Here is a 22,145-nt window from a genome sequence, read left to right as displayed (position 1 = left end):
CCGCGAACGGGACGCGCGCCTTCTCGATGTTGTCGCTAGCCGGCGCGGCGGCGGTTGCCGCCGCCACCGCCGCCGCCACGGGACTGGCGGCGCTGCTGCTTGCGCTCGGTCGCCGCGGACGGCGCGATGTCGTCGTCGTCCGTGGCCAGGTCGGGCGACTGGAAGATCACCGCGAACGGGCTCGGCGGGATGATCCGCTCCGGCTCCTGGCGGACCGGCGGCGGAGGCGTGGCCAGGAAGCTCGGCTCCGGCACGGACTCCACGACCGGCGCCCTCACCGGCTCCACGACCGGCTCGGCGACCGGCTCGGGAGCGGCCTCGGCCGCACGGCGCCTGGAGGGCGCCTCGGCGGCCTTCTCGCGGGAACGCGTGTCGGGGGCCTCGGCCTGGTCGGCCCTGCGGGAGCGGGTCCGCTTCGCCGGGGTCTCCGGCGTCTCGGTCAGCGCCTGCTCGATGGCCGACGACGCGGCCCCCCTGCTGCGGACGCGCGTGCGCTTCGGCTCTGCGGCCTGGACCTCGTCGGGCGTGAAGATGGCGGGAGTCTCCTCCGTCTTGGCGGCCACGATCTCGACCTCCGGCGTCTCGGGTGCGGTTTCGGCCAGCTCTCTGCCGCCGCGGGTGCGGCGACGCTGGCGCGTGGCGCGGGCCGGGCGCTCCTCGCGCTCTTCCCGCTCCTCGCGACGGCGGTTGCCGCCGCGGGTCCGGGCCCGGCCGGTCTCACCGAGGTCCTCGATGCGCTCGGCCGACAGCCCCGCGCGCGAACGGCTCGCGTGCGGCAGGACGCCCTTGGTGCCCGCGGGGATGTTCAGCTCGGTGTAGACGTGCGGTGAGGTGGAGTAGGTCTCCTCCGGCTCGGCGAAGTCGAGGCCGAGCATCTGGTTGATCATCTTCCAGCGGGTCAGCTCCTCCCACTCCACGAAGGTGACCGAGATGCCCGTGCGCCCGGCCCGGCCGGTACGGCCGATGCGGTGCACGTAGGTCTTGTCGTCGGAGGGGCAGTCGTAGTTGACCACGTGGGTGACGTCGTCGATGTCGATGCCGCGGGCCGCCACGTCGGTGGCCACCAGCACGTCGATCTTGCCCGCCCGGAAGGCCCGCAGCGCCTGCTCGCGCTGGCCCTGACCGAGGTCGCCGTGGACGGCCGCGACCGCGAAACCACGCGTGTCGAGCTGCTCGGCGACCATGTCGCAGGCCCGCTTGGTCTCGCAGAAGACCATGGTGAGCCCGCGGCCCTCGGCCTGGAGCAGCCGGGCGACGATCTCGATCTTGTCCATCCGGTGGGCGCGCCAGACGATCTGACGCACCTGCGGGGTGGCCTCGCCCTCGCCGCTCTCCATCTCCGCGCGTACGTGGGTGGGACGGTTGAGGTATTTGCGGGACAGCGAGACGATCTCGCCCGGCATGGTGGCCGAGAACAACATCGTCTGCCGCTCCGCGGGGATCAGCTTGAAGATCCGCTCGATGTCGGGCAGGAAGCCCAGGTCCATCATCCGGTCGGCCTCGTCGAGCACGAGGGACGTGACCTGGCTGAGGTCGAGGTGCTTCTGCTTGACCAGGTCGAGCAGACGGCCCGGGGTGCCGACGATGACGTCGACCCCGGCCTTGAGCGCCTCGATCTGCGGCTCGTACGCCCGGCCGCCGTAGACGGTCAGGACCCGGGAGCCGAGCTTGCCGGCCGCGGTGACCAGGTCTTCGCTGACCTGGACGGCCAGCTCACGGGTCGGCACGACGACCAGCCCGCGGGGCTTCTTGCGGTTCTTGCGCGGCTTGCCGATGCTCTGGAGCATCGCGATGCCGAACGCGTAGGTCTTGCCCGTACCCGTGCGCGCCTGGCCGATGAGGTCCTGGCCGCTCAGGGCGAGCGGTAGCGCCATCTCCTGGATGGGGAACGGTGTGACGATACCCTCGGTCTCGAGGGCATCGGCGATTTCTGGTGTGACTCCGAGGTCTCGGAAAGTCGTCAGCGTGGCCTGCCTCAGTCTCAAATGAAGGCGGGCCTGCCGGGACCGACGGGCGGAAAACAGCCCCCGTTACGTGGGTCCTCGCGGTAGAGCCAGCCCTCTCGCGTCATCGCGACCGCGCACCCGGGGAATCGGGGGTTATCGGGGGAATCCCCCGAACTAACACAGTGCGGTCGCACTTTCACAGAGCAGTGTACTCGATACCACAACGCTGGCCGAGCTCGCTTATGTTCCCGAAGATTCAGCGAAGTACGCTGCCCCCATGAAGGAGTCTCCTGGAGTCGTCGACCTGCTCGGTGTTCTAGCTTACGCGGAACTCAGCGCGTACGCCCGGATGACCGAGGACGCCACCACCCTGGCGCCCTCGCTCGCCGACCGCGCCGCGCTCAGCGAGCTGGCCGCGGCCGAGTACGCCCACTTCCGCCTGCTGCGCGACCGCCTGGCCGAGCTGGGGGCCGATCCGGAGCAGGCGATGACGCCCTTCGTGACGGCCCTGGACGCCTGGCACGCCCAGACCCGGCCGGCCGACTGGCTGCAGGCCCTGGTCAAGACGTACGTGGGGGACGGGATCGCGCTCGACTTCTACCGCGAGGCCGCCCGGCACCTGGAACCGTCGATCGGCAAGCTGGTGGACGAGGTGCTGGTCGACGAGGCGCGGTCGCAGTTCGCCGTCGAGCGGGTCAGGGCGGGGATCGAGGCCGATCCGACGGCGGGCGGACGGCTGGCGCTGTGGGCCCGGCGGCTCGTCGGCGAGGCGCTCAGCCAGGGGCAGCAGGTGGCGGCGGCGCGGCCGGAGCTGGCGATGCTGCTCGTGGAGTCGGCCAAGGCGGCCGGCGGGGAGGCGGCCGACATCTCACGCCTCTTCGCGACCCTGACGGAGGCGCACAACAAGCGGATGGCCGCGCTCGGCATCTAGCTCCCCCATCGACCTTCACGAGAGCTTGTGGCGTCCGAGGAGGGAGCCGACGGTGGACGTCGATGACGAGGTGCTCGGTGGCCGGACCGCCCGCCGTACGGGATCGAGGGGGGCGGACGATGCTCAAGCTGGTCGCCCGGCGGGAGCTGCTCGCGGGCCGGGGCGTCGAGCGTTTCGATGCGGCTTGCAGATGTTGAAGATGCCGGTCTGGTCGTGGAGGGGTGCGAGGGTACAAAAGGGATGTAACGTGCCAGACATGAGGGCCTCGCGCCGCTACGGCAGTTCCTTGACGAGATGTGGGCCGAATCGCTGGACCTCGCGCGCTGTGTTGCGGAGGGGGAGCGCTGAGTGTCCGACGGGCGAGCCGAAACAGGATGACGCCGACCGGCGCCGCCCCGCCCGAGGCTGCCGGCTCACGGACCCACGCGACCACCCCGGCCACCCCTGACCTCGGCTCCCCTCACGTCAAAGGTGATGGGTCCCCTGGGGGGCGTGGTGAGGGGTGCCGTGGGCCTCGTGAGGGGTACGGCGGTTGGCCGTACCCCTGGTGGGGGTTAGAGGGTGCCGCCGAAGCCGACCGGCCTGGACTCGTCCTCACCGATCTCGATGAACCCCAACGAGGCCACCGGCACGACCACGCGCCGGCCCTTGACGTCGGTGATGGCGAACACGCCGCGATCGACCGACAGCGCGTTCCTGATCTCTTCTTCGACCTGCTCGGCGGAGAGGTCGGTCTCGACAACGAGTTCGCGGTGTACGGAGCGTACGCCGATCTTGACTTCCATCGTGGCTCCCTAGTCGACTGGGCTAGCGCTCAGTCCCATCGTCGCCGCTCCGAGGCCCGGAGACGGTGAATGATCGCGCCCAGCGAACGGGTTATGCCGTACGCGGAAAACCGCTGATCCCCCGCCAGGCGAGCCGCGCCATGAGCTGCTCGGCCGCGTCCTTGGGGATCGAGCCCTGCGCGGTGACCCAGTAGCGGGCGCTCACCTCGGCCATGCCGACCAGGCCGACGCCGAGCAGGTGGGCCTCGTCGCTGGTGCAGCCGGTGTCCTCCTGGATGACCGCGCTGACCATCTCGGCGCACTCCTGGAGGGACCGCTCCACCCGCTGGCGCACGGGCGCGACGTTGCGCAGGTCGGACTCGAAGACGAGCCGGAACGCCTCTCCCTGCGTGGAGACGAAGTCGAAGAACGCGCTGAACGTGGCCTGCACCCGCAGCTTGTTCTCGTGGGTGGAGGCCAGGGCCTCGCGGCACCGGTTGACCATGTCGTCGACGTGCAGGTCGAGCAGCGCGAGGTAGAGCTCCAGCTTGCCGGGGAAGTGCTGGTAGAGCACCGGCTTGCTGACACCGGCCCGATCGGCGATCTCGTCCATGGCGGCCGCGTGGTAGCCGTTCTCCACGAAAACTTCCTGCGCGGCGCTCAGCAGTTGCCGGCGTCGGGCCAGTCGGGGCAGCCGGGTGCCCCGGGGCTTCGCGTCCGGGGTTGCGGTCACGCGGGTCTCCATTGGTCTCTCAGCGAACTGTGCCGACATCCTACGTGCGGCCGGTCGACACCTCGGTGGTCATCGTCATACACGCTCGGTCTGGCGGGTGGCCCGTGGCTCAGCGGTAGTCGTCGTCGTCATAATCGACGACGCGGTCCTGGTCGGCGGCGTCGGCGGGGTCGGCGTCGAGCGGGACCTCGCGGCGCGCCCCGCCGGCCTGCTGCCGGACCTCGCGATGCTGCTCGGCGGCGTCGGCCTCGGGCGTCTCCGGCGACAATTCCTCTTCTTCCTCCTCCTCGTCGTAGACATTCTCGTCCCCGCGGGTGTCCATTTCCGACATCTCGGTCCCCCTCTTGGTGTGGACGGGTCCAGACTACGCCCGGCCGAAAAGGTCGCCGTGCTTCTCCACTCTGGCGAGTACGTCAGGCGCGGTGAACACCAGGTCATCGGGGTGTTCACAGCCCTCGACCTCCTTCCACAGCAGCGGCGTCGAGACCGTCGGCCGCTCCCTGGCCCGCAGCGAGTACGGCGCCACGGTGGTCTTGGACGGATTGTTCTGGCTCCAGTCGATGAACACCTTGCCCGGCCTGGCCTTCTTGGCCATGACGCTGACGATCTCCTTCGGGTGCTCCTTCTCCAGGGTCTGGGCCAGCTTCTTGGCGTACGCGGAGGGCTCCTCGCGGCAGTCCCAGTCGGCGTAGAGCTGCATGCCCTTGTTGCCGCTGGTCTTGGGCCTGGCGGTGAGCCCTTCGTCCTTCAGCAGCTCGCGCAGCACGAGCGCCACACGGCAGCACTCCACGATGGTCGCCGGCGCGCCCGGGTCCAGGTCGAACACGAGCGTGTCGGGCGGCAGCGCCGTGCCGTCATCGTCCACGCGCCACTGCGGCACGTGCAGCTCCAGCGCGGCCAGGTTGGCGTAGTAGGCGAGCGTCGGCAGGTCCTCGACCACGGCGAAGTCGATGGTCCCGCGGTTCTTGGTGCTGCCGGGGGCGGGCAGGTTGACCTTCCTGACCCAGTCGGGGGTGTGCTCGGGCGCGTTCTTCTCGAAGAAGAACTGTCCGGTGACGCCGTTCGGGTAACGCTTGACGGTCAGGGGCCGGCCCGCGAGGTGCGGCAGCAGGACGGGGGCCACGCGGCTGTAGTAGTCGATGACCTCGGCCTTGGTGAAGCCGATCTCCGGGTAGAGCACCTTGTCCAGGTTGCTCAGCGTCAGCTCGCGCCCGTCGACCCTGACCGGCACCTTCTTCACAACGTCACCTCCGCGGGGACCTTGTCGGCACGCAGTCCGCGCCAGACCGGATGTCTCAGCCGCAGCTCGTCGGTCCACATCGTGTAGCCCACCTCCCCGACGAGATCGGGCCTAACCCACCGATTTCCCCACGGGACCGCGTTCGTGAAGGGGCTGCGCGGGATCTCCAGAGGTTGTAGCGCCTGGTGGAGGTCGTCCAGGATGGCGTCGGTGAACCCGGTTCCCACGTGGCCGACGTACGTCAGCCCTTCACCGGTGAAGACGCCCATGACGAGCGAGCCGATCCCGTTCGCCCTGCGGCCCTTGCCGGGTTTCCAGCCGCCGATCACGACGTCCCTCGTGCTGAGGTGCTTGACCTTGATCCACCACGGCGAGCGCACGCCCGGCCGGTACGGCGAGTCGAGGTGCTTGGCCACCACGCCCTCAAGGCCCTGCTCCCGCGTGGCGGTGAGCAGGTCGGAGTCCCCGGGGAAGTACGGCGGCGCGCCGATGTCCAGCTCGTCGAGGAGCGCGCGCCGGTCGCGGTAGGGCAGGTCGAACAGCGGCCTGCCGTCCAGGCAGAGCAGGTCGAAGGGCATGTACGTGACGGGGTAGAGCTCCAGCACGGCCGGTTCGGGATCGGTCAGGTGCATACGATGCTGGAGCCGGACGAAACTGGGCCTGCCTCGCCGGTCCAGGGCCACGACTTCGCCGTCGATGACGGCGTTCTTAACCCCGAACCCCGAAATTTCTGGGTATCGCCGGGTGTACTCCACGCCGTGCCGTCCGGTCACCCTCAGTCCGTCGGTGAGGTGTACGAGCGCGCGGATGCCGTCCCACTTGACCTCCAGGCCGTACCGGTCACGATCGGAGGGTAGTTCCCCAGGTACGGCCAGCATTGGTTCAACCGGGTATGGCATTCCTTGCCCCATGACGGGTATGTGCCCATATGGTGAGCCCGCTACTGCTGAGGAGTGCCCATGCGCAGCATCTGGAAGGGCGCGATCTCCTTCGGGCTGGTCACCATCCCGGTGAAGCTGTACTCGGCGACCGAGCAGAAAGACGTCAGCTTCCACCAGGTCCACCGGGAGGACGGTGGCAGGATCCGCTACAAGCGCGTGTGCACCGTCGACGGCGAGGAGGTCCCGTACGCGGACATCGCCAAAGGGTACGAGCTGGCCTCGGGCGAGATGGTGGTGCTCACCGACGAGGACTTCGAGGACCTGCCGCTGAGCACGTCGCGCAGGATCGACGTCCTCCAGTTCACCCCGGCCGAGCAGATCGACCCCATCTACTTCGCCAAGTCGTACTACCTGGAGCCCGACGCCCAGGGCGCGAAGCCGTACGTGCTGTTGCGGAACGCCCTGGAGAGCTCGGGGCAGGTGGCCGTGGTCAAGGTGGCGCTGCGGCAGCGGGAGTCGCTGGCCACCCTGCGCGTACGGGACGGGGTGTTCGTCCTGGAGACCATGTTGTGGCCGGACGAGATCCGCGCCCCCGACTTCGAGTTCCTGGAGGAGGACATCGAGGTCCGGGCGCAGGAGCTCAAGATGGCCGAGTCGCTGATCACCACGATGGAGTCGGACTTCGACCCGAGCGAGTACCACGACACGTACCGCGAGGCGTTGCAGCAGGTGATCGAGGCGAAGGTGGCGGGCAAGGAGGTCGTGGCGGCGCCTGAGGAGGAAGAGGCGGGGCCGGCGGTGGACCTCATGGCGGCCCTGCGCGCCAGCGTCGAGGCGGCGAAGCGGGAGCGGACCGGGGAACCGGCCAAACCGAAGAAGGCGGCGGGCGGCAAGTCCTCCAAGGAGGCCAAGGAGGCCAAGGAGGCCAAGGAGGCCAAGGAGGCCAAGGAGGCCAAGGAGGCCAAGGAAGAGGAGAAGGCCCCACCCAAGCGCAAGGCCCGCAAGTCCGCCTGACCAGCCGTCGGCCCACCGCGAGTACGCCTGCGTTCCCCTTGCCAGTACGCCCCCAACTCACCGTGGGCACATCCGCCCGACCACCGTGAGGATCGGCGCGGTCGGCAGACCCGTCGGCGAGGGCGTGGGGTGACCGGCTGCCCAATTCCGTGAGGGCGGCACCGTCTCATGGGTGAACCCGCCGACGTCGTCTGCTCGGCGGCGTCGGGAGCTGAAGACGGCGATCACCCTCTAGGAGGGGCAGAGCGGCTGGCAAGCAGGGGCCCATCCGGCGAACACATGGCGCTTGCCCGCTGGGGGAGCCGGCAACGGCCGAGGCGAACCGGCCGGAGGACGTGTGCGGCGTCAGAAGCGGCATATAGAACCCGGGCGGTGGTGGCGGTGAGCACGGCGACGGCGGCGAGGGTCACCCGCCAGTTGAGGTGCCGGCCGATGAGGGTGCCTGTCGGCCTGGTTGGGAGAGGAGGCGGGGAGTAGGGCCGGGCCGATGGTGATCCCCGTCCTCACGCAGGATCCTGCCCTCACGCGCGATTCCCACCTTCGTGTGCAGCGTCAGCCCGCGCCGTGGTGGACGCCCGCCTGTCCGTGGGGTTGCGGAGGGCGACGGAGATCGCGACAGCGAAGGAGGCGGCCACCACCGGCACGGCGCCGACCTGCGCCGCTGGAAGGGGTCCGAGTGCTCCAGGGCTGACGTGCTGACGAGCCCCTGACCTCGGCTGCCCCCACCGCCCCCTGGCATCTACGGCCTGCGGGCTCTACGGCTTCCCAGCTTCTACGCCCCTGCAGCTTCTACAACCCAGCGGGTTCTACGGCCTTGCAGCTTCTGCGGCCCTGTGGGTTCTGCGGCCCTGCGGGTTCTACGGCTTGCGGGCGTGTTGATGCGGAGATGGGCACAGCGTCTCGGGCTCACATAACTCTCATTAGCCATAAAGCGGACATTATCTTCATATCGCAATAAGTGGCACCAATTGCCCGCCGTGAATCGGCTGGGCCTCGCCGCTGGAGAGGGGTGTCGGATTTCCGGATCCCCCCAGACTCCGCTCGGCCGACCCGTCTCCAGTGATCATGATAGATTCGGACATATCATGGCATATCAGTCAATAATTGTTTAATGCAAGCAATAAGGCTGTTAATGCATAGCAAAAAGGCGGCGGTTCTGTGTTGCCATGCCCCCGTCCAGGAAATGACATTTCACGGATGGCTCATCACAGGTCGTCCAAGGGCAGTTCCCTGGCAACCGGGGAGCGTTGAGAACGGGGCAACCAATCCTTTAGGGGGAAACGCAATGCCCAAGCTCAAGAGTATTCTCGCAGGCCTCGCCGTCAGCACGGCCATGAGCGGCGGTGTCGTCGCGCTGGGTGCGGCGACCACCATGACCAGTGCCGACGCCGCCACCAGCGCCGGTGTCGTCACGTCCACCAGCTTCCAGGCCGGCTGCTTCCGCAGGTCGCGGTGCGGCGGCTGGGGCTGGGGCGGCGGCGGTGGCTGGGGTAACTGGGGCGGTGGCGGCTGGGGCTGGCGCCGCCACGGCAACCGCGTCGGCAAGGTGAAGGTCAGCATCCACAACCGCAACTTCAACCGTAACCGGGTGACGGAGCGGGAGGACGTGAAGCCTCTCATCCGCCACCGCGACCACGACCACGACCGCGACGACTGGGGCTGACGAACGGGGAGGGAACCGTCGTCCTCATGAAGGCGGCGCCGCGCTGAATTCGACCACCGGGTACCGGGCTCGGACAACGGTCTGAATCGCGGCCGGCGCGCTGGAGGAATCGTTCTCTCCGTCCCTTCGGAAATTCTGGTGAGGGCTTCATCGGCATCGGCCGGGAAGCCCTCACCTGCGTTTCCAGCGCGACTTACCATGCAAATCTGTGCCTACCGGCAAAAGTGGACAATTGCGGTTTGCTGGCCATACATGGGGATATATCAAGGTCATGGATGGCAGGCAAGGCAAGCCATACCGTCCACGTCGTTTCCTGGGAATCCGGAAGCGTCGATCAACGGGGCATCCAAACCATTAGGGGGAAACGCAATGCCCAAGTTCAAAAGTGTTATCGCAGGCCTCGCCATGAGCACGGCGCTGAGCGGCGGAATGATCGCCCTCGGTGCGGCGACCACGGCCACCAGCGCCGAAGCCGCCACCAACGTCACCGCCGCGGCGACCACCACCACTCTGTCCGGCTGCTTCCGTCGCTCCTGGTGCGGCGGCGGCTGGGGCTGGCGCAACAACTGGCGTCGCCACCGGCTCCCTCGGATCCGCATCATCATCGTCAACCGGAACCGGAACCACGACGTGCTCGCGCGTGACGCTCGTCAGCAGGTTCGCGCTGACGACGACGTCGAGCGTGACTGGCGCTGACCAGAGGCTCTGAATCCGGGGCGCGAACCACGATCGCGCAACTGAGTGCCCGCATTCCGCCGAACCCTCGTTCCTCCTGAGAACGAGCTCTCGGCAGGGAGTGCGGGCACTCACTCGTCTCACCTTCTTGTCCGTACGGTCTCGGGACCGGGTGACGCCTCCTGTAGGGCAGGCCCTTGGGGGGGCGTCTGTAGGGCGGGGAGGGCGGGAGACAAGGTGAGTGCCCGCATCCGGGGGGTGATCCCCGCTCTCCGTCGAGAGCGGGATCGGCCGGATGCGGGCACTCCTCCGTGTCGGCGTGGTCTCACTTCTCAGGCGAGGCTCTCGCTGAGCGGGCTCTCACCGGGTGAGACCTCCCGCCTAGTTGTCGTTGTGCTCGCGGTCGTCGTGCCGCTGCACGTTGTTGTTGTTGTGGTTGCTGTTGTGGTTCGTGTTGTGGATGACGACGCGGACCCGGGGGGTGTTGTTACGACGCCAGCCCCAGCCGGCACCGCGTCCCCAGCCCCAGCCGCCGCCGCGTCCCCAGCCCCAGCCGCCGCCGCAGCGGCGGTGGCAGCCGCCACCCCAGCGGTTGCCCCAGCTGCGGCCCCAGCCGCCCCAGCCGCACCGGGTCTCCCGGAAGCAGCCGGCGAGGGTGGCCGCGGTGGCCGAGCCGGTGACGCTGGCGGCGTTGGCCCCGGTGGCGGTGGTCGCCGCGCCTACGCTGACCACACCGCCGGTCAGCGCGGTGCCCATGGCGAGCCCTGCGATAACACTTTTGAGCTTGGGCATTGTGTTTCCCCCTAAAAGGATTGATTGCCCCGTACTCGTCGCTCCGCGAAATCCGAGCCTTCTGGATTTCTGTTGGAGCGGCGTGGATGCCCGCTAGCGAACATCCATGTTAGGGATATATCCCACCGAATACCCCACAAACGGACATTGTCCTCTCTTGTCCGACACTATGGCGCATCATGGTGCATAATCGGACATTTCGGACTCGGTAGGGCGAGGGGGTGGGCGGAGCGCGCATTTGAGGGAAAACGCAGTGAGGGCTCCACCGGCAGAATGCCAGTGGAGCCCTCACCGGGAATTGCCGCGGTGACAGAAGAGAATGGGATCTCAGGCGGCCCCGCAATGTCCGGGTGCGGTCACTTCCTGGGAGCCCAGTACTCGCCGGTCGAATTCACTTCGCCGTGAAGAGCGACCATCCATGGATCACGGGCGCCATCCCCGAGCGATCAGTTCTCGCGGTTCCAACGGTTCTCGCGGTTCTCGCGCAGCTCGTTGTTGGTTCTCGTCTCGACGTTGTCGTTCGTGTTCTCGTTGAAGATCCTGACGCAGACGCCGCCGCCGCGGTGCCGGCGCCAGCCGCCACCCCAGCCGCCGCCCCAGCCCCAGCCGCCGCCGCCCCAGCCGCCGCCCCAGCCGTGGCGGTTCCTGTTGCAGCGGTGGTGGCGACGGTGCCACCAGCCGTGGCCGTCCCCATCGCCCCAGCTGAGGGTCGTCGGGCTGGTGACGTTGTTGGCGGTGCTCGCGTTGGCGGTGGTCGTCGCGCCCAGGCTGACCACGCCGCCGGTCAGCGCGGTGCTGACGGCGAGACCTGCGATAACACTTTTGAGCTTGGGCATTGCGTTTTCCCCCTAAAGGATTGGTTGCCCCGTTCTCGACGTTCCCGAGAGACCCGGAAACAGGTCTTGAACGACTAGCTGATGAGCCATCCGTGAAATGTCATTTCCGGGACAGAGCTACAACAAACAGGAGTGGCCCTATTTTGCTATGCATTAGCAATCTTATTGCTTGCATTACAGCTCTATCGAATGAAATGCCATGATATGTCCGATTATGTACATATGACGGAGTGCCCATCACATCGGGTTCCGGCAGCACCGCCCGCGCTTTTCTCATGGAATGACGGCATGGCCATACGCGCCGACAGGCGGCGGCCATGCGTGTATTGACGGCTCGCTGAAAATGCTCGCCGCGGCACACCGATGCGCCGGACATGAGAAAAGCGGGACGATGCTGTCGTCGGGATCGTTCGGGGAACGCCATGACGCTTCCCCGATGGAATTCCAGTGGCCGCGACCTTCCGATAGCTGACGGAGAGTGTCCGGTGAGTCGCGCACTGTATCCGCTTCTGATGCTTACCCGTACTGACCCCGGTAAACGGTGACAGACAGCTTTTGCCGCACACTTAAGCTGCCAAGAGATCCATTAGATCTCTATGAGCGGAAATTTCGGGGCTGGTCCCACATGTCCGCCCGCGCGGACGTGCCCACCGATGCGGCTGGAGAGGCACGACACCCGCTTGCGTCCCGTATGTCCATCGATGCTCTGATAGTCACGGAATGCAGAGCCCGCCTGAGCGCGCTGGTTATCGTGGAAGAGCGACGAGGAGGACGTAATGACAGCGGCGGAGCCGATCCCTCACTGGCCGGGACGCATGATCGGCTCGGTGTACGTGCGATCCACCCCCGAAGACGGCCCCGCCGAGCAGGCGGTGTTCGTCCACGGGCTGGCGGGCTCGGCCACCAACTGGACCGACCTCATGGACGAGCTCAAGGACACCGTCACCGGCCACGCCCTCGACCTGCCCGGCGCAGGCTTCTCACCGGCGCCGGAGGACGGTGACTACACCGTGGCCGGCCACGCCGCCGCGGTGATCGGGCTGCTGGAGCACACCGGCCCGGCCCACCTGTTCGGCAACTCGCTGGGCGGCGCGGTCGCGGTACGGGTCGCCGCGTCACGGCCCGACCTGGTCCGCTCGCTCACGCTGGTCTCGCCCGCCCTGCCCGACCTGCTCCCCAGGTACGGCCCGGTCCGCGTGGCCGCCGCCGCCGTGCCCAGGGTGGGCGAGTGGGTCGCGGGCAAGCTGCGCCTGCTCCCCGCCGAGCAGCGCATCAACGCCTCCTTCGCCATGGTCTGGGCGAACATGAACGCCGTGCACCCCGTCCGCCTGGCCGACGCCGTCGAGGAGCTGCGCCGGCGCGACGACGTCCCGTACGCGGGCGAGGCCATGATCGGTTCGGCGAGGGGCATCGTGGCCGAGTACTTCCGGCGGGGCGAGGACACCCTGTGGCGTCAGGCGGCCAAGGTCGAGGCGCCGACCCTCATCGTCCACGGCCGGCACGACCGTCTGGTGCGCCCGGCCATGGCGGCGAAGGCGGCCCGTACGTTCCGGCAGGTCAGGCTCGTGCTGCTGCCGACGGCGGGCCACGTGGCGATGATGGAGATGCCGCGAGTGGTGGCCGCGGAGGCACGCCGTCTGATCGGTGAGACGAGATTGGGGAATGCCCCACTCGCCGAGTAGGTTTCAGCTAGAGATGTGACCCCCTGAAACGGGAGCGTAGAACGTGTCGTTGCCACCGCTGGTCGAGCCGGCCACAGAGCTGACCGTAGACGAAGTGCGCCGCTACTCGCGCCACCTGATCATCCCCGATGTCGGGATGGCCGGGCAGAAGCGGCTGAAGAACGCCAAGGTGCTGTGCGTGGGCGCCGGCGGCCTGGGCTCGCCCGCCCTGATGTACCTGGCGGCGGCGGGTGTCGGCACCCTCGGCATCATCGACTTCGACGTCGTCGATGAGTCCAACCTGCAGCGCCAGATCATCCACGGCCAGTCCGACGTGGGCAGGCCGAAGGCCGAGAGCGCCGCGGCGTCGGTCCGCGAGATCAACCCGCTGGTCGAGGTCGTCGTCCACAACGCGACCCTGACCACCGAGAACGTCATGGAGATCTTCTCCGCCTACGACCTCATCGTCGACGGCACGGACAACTTCGCCACCCGCTACATGGTGAACGACGCCGCCGTGCTGCTCGGCAAGCCGTACGTGTGGGGTTCGATCTACCGCTTCGACGGTCAGGCCAGCGTGTTCTGGGCCGAGCACGGGCCCTGCTACCGCTGCCTCTACCCCGAGCCCCCGCCTCCCGGCATGGTGCCGTCGTGCGCCGAGGGCGGCGTGCTCGGCGTGCTGTGCGCGTCGATCGGCTCGATCCAGGTCAACGAGGCCATCAAGCTGCTGACGGGCATCGGCGACCCGCTGGTCGGCCGGCTGATGATCTACGACGCCCTGGAGATGAAGTACCGGGACGTCAAGGTCCGCAAGGACCCCGAGTGCGTGCTGTGCGGCAAGAACCCGACGGTCACCGAGCTGCTCGAGGACTACGAGGCGTTCTGCGGCGCGATCTCCGACGAGGCCGCGCAGGCCGCCAGCGGCTCCACGATCACCGCGCAGGAGCTCAAGTCCATGATGGACAAGGGCGACAACATCTACGTGGTCGACGTCCGCGAGATCAACGAGTACGAGATCGTCTCCATCCCGGGCGCCACGCTGATCCCCAAGGGCGAGTTCCTCAACGGCTCGGCCCTGGAGAAGCTGCCCCAGGACAAGCGCATCGTGCTCCACTGCAAGTCGGGCGCCCGCTCGGCCGAGGCGCTCGCGATCGTCAAGAACGCGGGCTTCTCCGACGCGGTGCACGTCGGCGGCGGGGTGCTGAGCTGGGTCAAGACCGTCGACCCCAGCCTGCCCAGCTACTGAGGCGTTTTCCGGGGAACCGTCCGCCGAGGCGCTTAAGGTCGGTGTCGTGAACCACGCCCGCCCCTGGCCCACTCTGGTGGTGTCCTCCGCGCTGACCCTGGTCTGCGCGGTGGCCGCCGGGGTGGCCGGGAGCGCGGCGGGCACCGAGCTGACCCGCGGGCCGAGCGCGTCCGAGCTGCGGGCCGCCGCCACGCGGGAGGTCGCCGAACGCTGGCGCGCCTGGCCCGCCGGGCGCGTCTTCCCGGCGGCCCTGCCGTACGCGGCCGAGCAGGGCGGGCAGGAACGGGCCGAGCGCATCGGCATCTCGCCGCACACCGGCTGCGGCGCGGAGTCCCTCGACGTGAAGGCGGTCAGGACGTTGCGCGAGGCGGGATGCAGAGGCGTGCTGCGGGCCACCTACATCGACGCGCTGCGCGGGGTGCTCGTCACCGTCGGCGTGGTCGCGCTGCCCGACGAGTCGCGCGCCGTCCGGGCCAGGAGCGCGTTCGCCGACAACGGCAAGCCCGTGCCAGGGGTGCGGCCGCTGGCCTTCAGGGGCACGGTCGCCGAACGGTTCACGTCGTCCATGCGGCAGGCCGGGTCGGTGCGGCAGGCGGGGCCGTACGTGGTGCTGACCACGGCGGGCCAGGTGGACGGCCGGCCCGCGAGCACGGCCGGCGAGTCACGACCGGCCATCTTCGCCTTCGCCACCGAGCTGTCCGAACGCGTGCTGCTCGACCTGAGCACCCCCAGGATGCCCGACTGCGCGGCCGAGGAGTGGCGGTGCTGAGGCGCGGCGCGGCGACGGCGCTGGCCGGGGTGGTGGTCTCCGCAACCCCCGCCGTCCTGCCCGCCTTCGCCGACGACGACGTGCGCGGCGGCCAGCGGGCGGTCATCGAGACGCTCGACCTGCCCGCGGCCTGGCGCACCAGCAAGGGCGCGGGGGTCACCGTGGCCGTGCTCGACTCCGGGGTCGATCCGGCCCACCGCGACCTGGCCGGCTCGGTGACCGTGGGCCGCGACCTCACCGAGGGCGCGAACCCGCCGGGGGTCGCGCCACGGCGGCTGCACGGCACGTACATGGCCTCGCTGATCGCCGGGCACGGCCACGGGCCCGGCGGAAGGCAGGGCGTCATCGGCGTCGCGCCGGAGGCCGGAATCCTGTCGGTACGCGTCATCCTGGAGGACGAGGAGCCGGGGTTCAGGGAGTTCAACTCGGCCGAGCGCTTCGAGGACGTCGTGGCCAGGGGCATCCGCTACGCGGTCGACGAGGGCGCGGACGTCATCAACATGTCGATCTCCAAGGAGCTCGCGACCAAGGAGGAACGGGCCGCCATCCGGTACGCCATCTCCCGGGGCGTCGTGCTGGTGGCCGCGGCCGGCAACGACGGCGACAGGAAGACCGGCGGGGACTTCGCGCCCTACTCCTACCCGGCGTCCTTCCCCGGCGTGGTGTCGGTGGGGGCCACCGACCGGCGGCTGCGCCGGGCGACGTTCTCCAATTGGAACTCCTCGGTGCTGGTGGCCGCGCCGGGCGTGGACATCATGGGCGCGGGGCCCGGCGACGAGTACTGGGTGGGCCGGGGCACCTCGCAGGCGACCGCGCTCGTCTCGGGGGTGGCCGCCCTCATCAAGGCGAAGTTTCCGCAGATGTCGTCGCCGCTGGTCGTCCAGGCGCTCGCCGACAGCGCCGACGACCGGCCGCCCGGCGGTTACGACACCGGCACCGGCTTCGGCGTCGTCAACGCCCGCGGAGCCCTGGCCGAGGCCGCCCGCCTGGCCACGCACACCGAGACCGCGACCGGCCCGCAGGCCCAGGACCCCGCCAAGCCCCTGGCGGGCGGCCCGGCCGGGCCCATCAAGGTCACCACCAGGGACCGCCGCCGCGTGACGATCTACGCGGCCGTCTCCGCCGGGGCCGCGGCCGGGGCGCTCGCGTCGCTGGGAGTCATATTCTTCCTGGTCAGACGCGTACGACGCGACCACGACGCACACGACGCATGATCCGCCGCCTAACGGGGACGAAATAGACACCGACCGAACGCGGGAGCGAGGCCAGGGTGGTGAAGGCACGTAGGTCGACCTCAGGGCTACCGCGCGCCGGCGAGGCCACACCGGGAGGGAGCAACCCGCTCGGGGCGTCGACCGGCCGCCGGTCACGTGTGCGTGCCTGGCCGGCGGCGAACTCCCGTACGCGCACCGCGGCCAAGGAGCGCGCCGAGCTGGCGGCCCTCCAGCAGGGCATGCGCTTTCGGCGCATCTTCGTCGTGCTGGTCGGCGCCATCGTGGCCGTGTCGGCCGTCGTGGTGCTGCTGGGCACGATCGGCCTGCTCAACGAGACGCGCTCGCGCCCGCTGACCCCGGCCGAGCAGAACCAGTACAAGCAGGAGGAGATCGCCAGGCGCTGGCAGGCGTGGCCGGCCACGGGCGTCTTCCCCGAGGAGGTCAAGTACCTCGGGCTCGACCGCGCCCAGCAGTACGCCAGACGGGTCGGCATCGCCCCCGAGACCGAGTGCGGCAAGGGCGTGGACGCCTCCGTCGCCGGGGTCCTCGACAGCCACGGGTGCGTCACGATGCTGCGCGCCACGTACGTCGACCAGACCTCCACCTTCGTCATCACCGTCGGCGTGGCCGTGCTGAAGGACGAGGAGTCCAGGGTGTCGGCGAGCGAGCAACTGGGCCAGGACGACCGGGTGGGCGTGCTGCCCGTGGCCTTCCCCGGCACCGTGACCGAACGTTTCGGCACCGAGCAGCGCCAGCGCACCGGCTGGGTGGGCGCCGGGCCGTACATCGTCTTCTCCACCGCCGGGTACGCCGACGGGCGCACCAGGGCCGCCATCCCCCCGGAGGAGATCCTGCACAGTGAGCTCTGGCCGGCGGCCAAGTCCGTCGGCAACCAGATCGCCTACTTCCTGGCGGATCCCCCCAAGGTCCCGCCGTGCACCCAGGGGAACGTGTGCTGACCGCCGTACGGGCGCTCACGGCCACGCTGCTCGTCCTCCTCGGGCCCACGGCCGCCCCGGTCAGGGACCAGCAGCAATGGGTGCTGGACGCGCTCAACGTCGAGCAGGCGTGGAACGTGACCAAGGGCAAGGGCGTCACGGTCGCCGTCGTGGACAGCGCGGTGGACACCGGGATCAAGGAGCTGAAGGACCGGGTGACGACCGGGCCCGACATGAGCCCGGGCGCGGTGGCCCGCGAGGTGCGCCCGGGGCGGCACGGCACGGCCATGGCCGCGCTGATCGCCGGTTCCGGCGCCGACGACGGGCTGATCGGCGTCGCGCCCGAGTCGCGCATCCTGTCGCTGCCCCTGGTCACCGACGACGAGCCGGACTTCGACCTGCTCCCGCCCACGGACGCCCTGTCGCCCGAGAGCTCGCTGGCCCGCGCCCTGCGGTACGCGGCCAACCACGGCGTCCAGGTGGTCAGCATGTCGATCGGCTCCTACGGCCCGGTCAGGTCCGAGCGGGAGGCGGTGTCGTACGCGCTGAGCAAGGGCGTCGTGCTGGTGGCCGCCGTGGGCAACGACGGCCAGACGCCGTACGCCAAGGAGAAGGGCACCTCGTTCTGGAGCTTCCCGGCCGGCTACTCGGGCGTGATCGGCGTCGCCGCGACCGACAGGCAGGGCAGGAAGGCCACGTTCAGCAGCGACAACCTGTCGGTCCTCGTCGGCGCGCCGGGCGTGCAGGTGCCCGTGGTCAAGCGGCCCAGCGGCTACGAGCTGTCCGACGGCACCAGCTCGGCCGCCGCGCTCGTGGCCGGCGTGGCCGCGCTGATCAAGTCGCGCTACCCCGCCCTGCCGCCCGAGCAGGTGGCCCAGGCGCTGGCCTCCAGCGCGCGGGGCCGTCCGGCCGCGGGCTACGACGACAACACCGGGTTCGGCGTGGTGGACGCGGGGGCCGCGCTCAACGCCGCCGAGCGCCTGGCCGGGCAGCAGCGCAGCGTCGCGGCCGCCGGCAAGGACCATTTCGGCCGGGGCGAGGACTCCCCGGTGCCCAGCCGTCCCGGGGCCGATCCGTGGCGGTTGTGGCTGTACGGAGGCGGTGTCCTGGTCGCGCTGGTGACGTTCTGCGGGGCGATCATCGTTCTCAATCAGCGCAAGGAGTGATGAACCGCTCGTACTTCGTCCGCGTGGAGGGTAAAGATCCGCTATGGTCGCGCGTCATGGGATACGAGCTGCGGGTGGTGCGCGAGTCGCCACTCGCCTTCGCGGAGCTCGCGAAGGCCATCGCGCCGGCCGGTTTCGAGCTGCGCGGATCTGAGGAGATCGTGGCCGGCCACGACGGCGGCCGGCACGCGGTGGCGCGCTGGCAGGGCCAGGTCGTGGGCGAGCCCGGCTCCGACTGGCAGGTGGCCCAGCTCCTGCGGCTGTCGGCCGCACTCGGCGCCCGCCTGGTGGGCGAGGACGGCGAGGTCTACGCGCTGCGCGACGGCGTGATCGAGGTACTGTCCGGCGGGACGGTGATGGAGATCGGCAAGTTCGAGGAGATCATCGACGCGGGCCCGGCCGCATGGACCCCCTGAACCCCTTCGCCGAGCGGGTGCTCGACCTGGTCGAGCGCATCCCGCCCGGCAAGGTCATGGCCTACGGCGACATCGCCGAATACCTGGGCGAGGGCGGCCCCCGCCAGGTGGGCAAGGTGATGTCCACCTTGGGCGGCGGCGTCCCGTGGTGGCGGGTCGTGCACGCCGACGGCAGCGGCGCCGCCCCCGACCACCTGCGACGATGCCTGGCCCACTGGCAGGAGGAGGGCACCCCGCTGCGCGGCGAACGCGTCGACATGAGGCGGGCCCGCTGGGACGGGCGTTCAGCGGATTTTCAGTAAGGGGTCTGACCTGCGGTTTCGCTGTTGAGGCGATTCTGTGACATGTGACTCCCATTACCATGGGCTGAACACTGACAGGCCCGAAAGGCGGTGCCTCCACGATGGCCACCGGCGTCACAGCCCAGCGCCACAGCGGCGACACGCTCGCCGACCGCCTCAAGGCTGTCCAGGATCTCTGCGATCGTGGCGAGCCTCTTGAGGCGGTCATGCGTGCCGCCGGGCCCGGCGGCCGCGACGCGGCGTTCGACACCGAGCTGCTCAGCGGGCCCCTGGGGTCGCGCATCGACCTCGCGGTCAAGCGCGGCCCGGCGCGGCGCCGCGAGCTGCTCACCCTGATCCGCCCCTACCTGGCCGGCGTGTCCGCGGAGGTCAAGCGCGACCTGCCCGTCGCCCGCCGCGTCATCTGCCACCTGATCGAGCACCGTCCCGACGACGAGCTGATCGACGGCGAGACGCTGGTCAAGGTCGTCACCGCGGCCGCCGAGCCGTCCAAGCGCATCCGCAAGGGCCTGAGCTGGTACGCCGACCTGCCCCTCCGCGACGAGCTGCCGCCCGACCTCTACCGGCTGCGCCGCGCCGACATGGTGCCGGTGACCCACATCGACGACATCGTGTGGGTCGACGGCAAACTGCGCGTCACCGGTTTCGCCTACCTGGCCGGGCTGTCCGTCCGGAGCCGCAGGTTCAACTGGGCGACCGTGGTGCTGCGCGGGCCGCGCTGGCTGCCGCCGATCCGCATGCGGACCAGGCGGGTGCTCGCGCCCGAGGCCACCCACGGGGCCCGCGAGCCCGGCTGCAACTACGACTGGTCCGGCTTCACCGCCGAGCTGAGCCCCTGGCCGCTGCGCTGGCGCGGGGCCGTGCGCGGCATGGTGCACGCGGTGCGGCGGCGGTTGCGCCACCGTCCGGGGGTGCCCGACGCGACGACCTGGCGGGCCGAGATCGTCTTCTGGAGCCGTGGCGCGCGGGCGATCGGCCTGCTGCGCGGCTCGGCCATCGGCAGGCCCGAGCGCCCGGCGGGGCTCAAGCTGCGGCCCGGCTGGTGGGTCCGTCCGGTCTGGACGTCCGACCGCGCGCTCCAGGTCGTGCTCCAGCCCAACAGGGCCGAGCTCACCGGCGTGTCCGTCCAGGACGAACGCCTCGAACTCAAGATCTTCCTGCCCGGCCGCAGCGTGACCAAGGGCCACGCCAGGCTGGGCGGCCACCGCATCGCGGCCGACTTCACGCCGTCCGGCGGCGGCACCGAGGTGCTGATCGGGCTGGCCGTGCCCGCGCTGCTCCAGGAGAAGGACGGGCGGCGTCTCTGGGTCGAGCCCAAGGGCGATCCGGCGGCCTCCGTCATGCTCGCCGACCTGGTCGAGACGCGCACCCCGGTGGGCGACCGGGAGATCACCGTGCTCGGCGACCGGCGCGATCGTGTCGTGGTCTCCGCCCACCGCATCCGGCCCGTGATCACCTCCGCGGTCTGGGAGGGCTCCACGCTGGTCCTGCGCGGCAACTACCCCGACGCGCCCGGCCCCCGGGTGCTGACGCTGCGCCACCGGTCGGGGCTGATGTACTCGCTGCCCATGGAGCGGTCGGGCGACGACTTCTCCGTACGCGTGACGCCCTCGTCCATGGACCGCTTCGGCGAGTCCGTGCCACTGGCGGCGGGTAGCTGGAACATGTCCTTCCGGCACCCGTCGGGCGAGATCGTGCCGTTCCGGATGGACCACGCCGCCCTGCCGGGGCTCGACGAGGAGCCGCGTACGGCCGACGGCCGGGCGTACCGGATGATCTCCACCCGGTTCGACGTGCCGGTGATCACGGTCGAGGAGGAGCGTCCCAACGACGAGCGGGGCGTGGCCGGCACCCACGTGCTGCGCCGCGTCTTCTACCCGGCCCAGCGCACCGAGCCGCTGCACGACGCGACCGTCTACGTCGTCAACGACGGCCGGCTCTACGCCGACAGCGTGCGCGCCATCTACGAGGAGCGGCTGCGCAGGGGCGACGACCGCGAGCACATCTGGATCGTCAAGGACGCCGCGTTCGTGCCGCCGGGCGGCGCGCGGGCCGTGCGGGCGGGCAGCCGCGAGCACCACGCCGCGCTGGCCCGCTCCAGCCACATCGTCACCAACTCGTTCCTGCCCGCCTGGTTCCGCGCCCGCGAGGACCAGGTCGTGCTGCAGACCTGGCACGGCACCCCGGCCAAGCGCATCGGCAACGACCAGCCGCACATGGCCCGCGACCCCCGGCCGCCGATCTGGCACCGGCAGGCGGCCGAGGTGCGCGGCTGGGACGTGCTGCTGTCGCAGTCGCCGTGGGCCACCACCGTGCTGCGCAGGGCCTTCGGCTACAAGGGCGAGATCCTCGAGAGCGGCCTGCCCAGGAACGACGTGCTCAACTCGCCCGAGCGCGAGGCCAGGGCCGCCGCCGTCCGCGAGCGGCTCGGGCTGGTCGAGGGCAAGCGGGTGGTGCTCTACGCGCCGACCTGGCGCGACTACGACCGCAAGAACGCCATGGTCAAGCTCGACCTGGCCAAGGCCCGCGAGGCCCTGGGCGCCGACCACGAGATCCTGGTACGCGCCCACCCGATGCAGGCCATGCCCGCCGTCCCCGACATCGCTCACGACGTCACGACTTATCCGGACATGGCGGATCTGCTGCTGGTGACCGACGTCCTCGTGACCGACTACTCCTCGGTCATGTTCGACTTCGCCGCCACCGGCCGGCCGATCGTCTTCTACGGCTACGACCTGGCGAAGTACTCCTCCAAGCGGGGGCTCTACCTCGACCTGCCCGAACAGGCGCCCGGCCCGGTGCTGCCGACGTCGGCCGAGGTGATCGACGCGCTGCGCTCCATCGACGAGGTGGCCGCCGCGCACGCCGACCGCTACGACGCCTTCCGGGCCACGTTCGCGCCCAAGGACGACGGCAAGGCGACGGCCCGCGTGGTCGACCACCTGTTCTCCTGAGGGC

General features: G+C 69.9%; 21 protein-coding genes. 13 read left to right on the top strand and 8 right to left on the bottom strand.

Features of this window, described 5'->3' with window-relative positions:
* Positions 1-35 precede the first annotated feature (35 nt).
* Complete coding sequence (locus ABZ815_RS46840; RefSeq protein ID WP_357708337.1) at positions 36-1,874, bottom strand: DEAD/DEAH box helicase; 1,839 nt, start codon at positions 1,872-1,874, stop codon at positions 36-38.
* A gap of 349 nt (positions 1,875-2,223) precedes the next feature.
* On the opposite strand from ABZ815_RS46840, the gene ABZ815_RS46835 reads away from it, so the two are divergent.
* Positions 2,224-2,877: a ferritin-like fold-containing protein gene (locus ABZ815_RS46835; RefSeq protein WP_357708336.1), complete on the top strand. Its 654-nt coding sequence runs from the start codon at positions 2,224-2,226 to the stop codon at positions 2,875-2,877.
* A gap of 554 nt (positions 2,878-3,431) precedes the next feature.
* Here the strand turns inward: ABZ815_RS46835 and ABZ815_RS46830 are convergent.
* From ABZ815_RS46830 to ligD (ABZ815_RS46810), 5 genes are all read right to left on the bottom strand, one after another.
* On the bottom strand, positions 3,432-3,662 hold the full coding sequence (locus tag ABZ815_RS46830; RefSeq protein ID WP_357708335.1) for a DUF3107 domain-containing protein: 231 nt from the start codon (positions 3,660-3,662) through the stop codon (positions 3,432-3,434).
* A gap of 91 nt (positions 3,663-3,753) precedes the next feature.
* A complete protein-coding gene (locus ABZ815_RS46825; RefSeq protein ID WP_352319259.1) occupies positions 3,754-4,374 on the bottom strand; it encodes a TetR/AcrR family transcriptional regulator in 621 nt (206 codons plus the stop codon).
* 109 nt (positions 4,375-4,483) lie between these two features.
* Entirely contained in the window at positions 4,484-4,705 is a 222-nt protein-coding gene (locus tag ABZ815_RS46820; protein ID WP_357708333.1) for a hypothetical protein, read from the bottom strand.
* 33 nt (positions 4,706-4,738) lie between these two features.
* Complete coding sequence (gene ligD / locus ABZ815_RS46815; protein WP_357708332.1) at positions 4,739-5,614, bottom strand: non-homologous end-joining DNA ligase; 876 nt, start codon at positions 5,612-5,614, stop codon at positions 4,739-4,741.
* Positions 5,611-6,492, bottom strand: a complete 882-nt coding sequence (gene ligD, locus ABZ815_RS46810) for a non-homologous end-joining DNA ligase (protein ID WP_357708330.1) — start codon at positions 6,490-6,492, stop codon at positions 5,611-5,613. The genes ligD (ABZ815_RS46815) and ligD (ABZ815_RS46810) overlap by 4 nt, the downstream gene beginning before the upstream one ends.
* Before the next feature lie 81 nt (positions 6,493-6,573).
* On the opposite strand from ligD (ABZ815_RS46810), the gene ABZ815_RS46805 reads away from it, so the two are divergent.
* The 3 genes from ABZ815_RS46805 (at position 6,574) to ABZ815_RS46795 (ending at position 9,868) form a co-directional block, all read left to right on the top strand.
* On the top strand, positions 6,574-7,509 hold the full coding sequence (locus tag ABZ815_RS46805; RefSeq protein ID WP_357708328.1) for a Ku protein: 936 nt from the start codon (positions 6,574-6,576) through the stop codon (positions 7,507-7,509).
* Positions 7,510-8,794: 1,285 nt separating this feature from the next.
* Positions 8,795-9,172 (top strand): hypothetical protein, encoded by a 378-nt coding sequence (locus ABZ815_RS46800; RefSeq protein WP_357708327.1) that lies wholly within the window; start codon positions 8,795-8,797, stop codon positions 9,170-9,172.
* Positions 9,173-9,541: 369 nt separating this feature from the next.
* On the top strand, positions 9,542-9,868 hold the full coding sequence (locus ABZ815_RS46795) for a hypothetical protein (RefSeq protein ID WP_357708325.1): 327 nt from the start codon (positions 9,542-9,544) through the stop codon (positions 9,866-9,868).
* Positions 9,869-10,228: 360 nt separating this feature from the next.
* Here ABZ815_RS46795 and ABZ815_RS46790 read toward each other — a convergent pair whose 3' ends face one another.
* Together ABZ815_RS46790 and ABZ815_RS46785 are read right to left on the bottom strand one after the other, a co-directional pair.
* Positions 10,229-10,639, bottom strand: a complete 411-nt coding sequence (locus ABZ815_RS46790; protein WP_357708324.1) for a hypothetical protein — start codon at positions 10,637-10,639, stop codon at positions 10,229-10,231.
* Positions 10,640-11,085: 446 nt separating this feature from the next.
* On the bottom strand, positions 11,086-11,475 hold the full coding sequence (locus ABZ815_RS46785) for a hypothetical protein (protein ID WP_357708323.1): 390 nt from the start codon (positions 11,473-11,475) through the stop codon (positions 11,086-11,088).
* Positions 11,476-12,251: 776 nt separating this feature from the next.
* On the opposite strand from ABZ815_RS46785, the gene ABZ815_RS46780 reads away from it, so the two are divergent.
* The 9 genes from ABZ815_RS46780 (at position 12,252) to ABZ815_RS46740 (ending at position 22,141) form a co-directional block, all read left to right on the top strand.
* Positions 12,252-13,157 (top strand): alpha/beta hydrolase, encoded by a 906-nt coding sequence (locus ABZ815_RS46780; protein ID WP_357708322.1) that lies wholly within the window; start codon positions 12,252-12,254, stop codon positions 13,155-13,157.
* 43 nt (positions 13,158-13,200) lie between these two features.
* Positions 13,201-14,382, top strand: a complete 1,182-nt coding sequence (gene moeZ, locus ABZ815_RS46775; protein ID WP_357708321.1) for an adenylyltransferase/sulfurtransferase MoeZ — start codon at positions 13,201-13,203, stop codon at positions 14,380-14,382.
* Positions 14,383-14,428: 46 nt separating this feature from the next.
* Entirely contained in the window at positions 14,429-15,151 is a 723-nt protein-coding gene (locus ABZ815_RS46770) for a hypothetical protein (RefSeq protein ID WP_357708320.1), read from the top strand.
* Entirely contained in the window at positions 15,145-16,365 is a 1,221-nt protein-coding gene (locus tag ABZ815_RS46765; RefSeq protein ID WP_357708319.1) for a S8 family serine peptidase, read from the top strand. Before ABZ815_RS46770 ends, ABZ815_RS46765 begins: the two co-directional genes overlap by 7 nt.
* 158 nt (positions 16,366-16,523) lie before the next feature.
* Entirely contained in the window at positions 16,524-17,324 is an 801-nt protein-coding gene (locus ABZ815_RS46760; protein WP_357708317.1) for a hypothetical protein, read from the top strand.
* Entirely contained in the window at positions 17,300-18,469 is a 1,170-nt protein-coding gene (locus ABZ815_RS46755) for a S8 family serine peptidase (RefSeq protein ID WP_357708316.1), read from the top strand. The genes ABZ815_RS46760 and ABZ815_RS46755 overlap by 25 nt, the downstream gene beginning before the upstream one ends.
* A 56-nt stretch (positions 18,470-18,525) precedes the next feature.
* Positions 18,526-18,885 carry a hypothetical protein gene (locus ABZ815_RS46750; protein WP_357708315.1) on the top strand — a complete coding sequence of 120 codons (360 nt, stop codon included), beginning with the start codon at positions 18,526-18,528 and terminating at the stop codon, positions 18,883-18,885.
* The gene (locus ABZ815_RS46745) at positions 18,873-19,187 is read left to right on the top strand and encodes an MGMT family protein (RefSeq protein WP_357708314.1); all 315 of its coding nucleotides are present in this window, start codon (positions 18,873-18,875) and stop codon (positions 19,185-19,187) included. Before ABZ815_RS46750 ends, ABZ815_RS46745 begins: the two co-directional genes overlap by 13 nt.
* Before the next feature lie 101 nt (positions 19,188-19,288).
* Positions 19,289-22,141 (top strand): CDP-glycerol glycerophosphotransferase family protein, encoded by a 2,853-nt coding sequence (locus ABZ815_RS46740; protein WP_357708313.1) that lies wholly within the window; start codon positions 19,289-19,291, stop codon positions 22,139-22,141.
* Positions 22,142-22,145: the final 4 nt, after the last annotated feature.

The organism is Nonomuraea sp. NPDC047529 (genome assembly GCF_040642995.1).
Lineage (GTDB): Bacteria > Actinomycetota > Actinomycetes > Streptosporangiales > Streptosporangiaceae > Nonomuraea.
The sequence above is the reverse complement of the archived record's forward strand: the minus strand, read 5'-3'. Positions and strand labels throughout refer to the sequence as shown.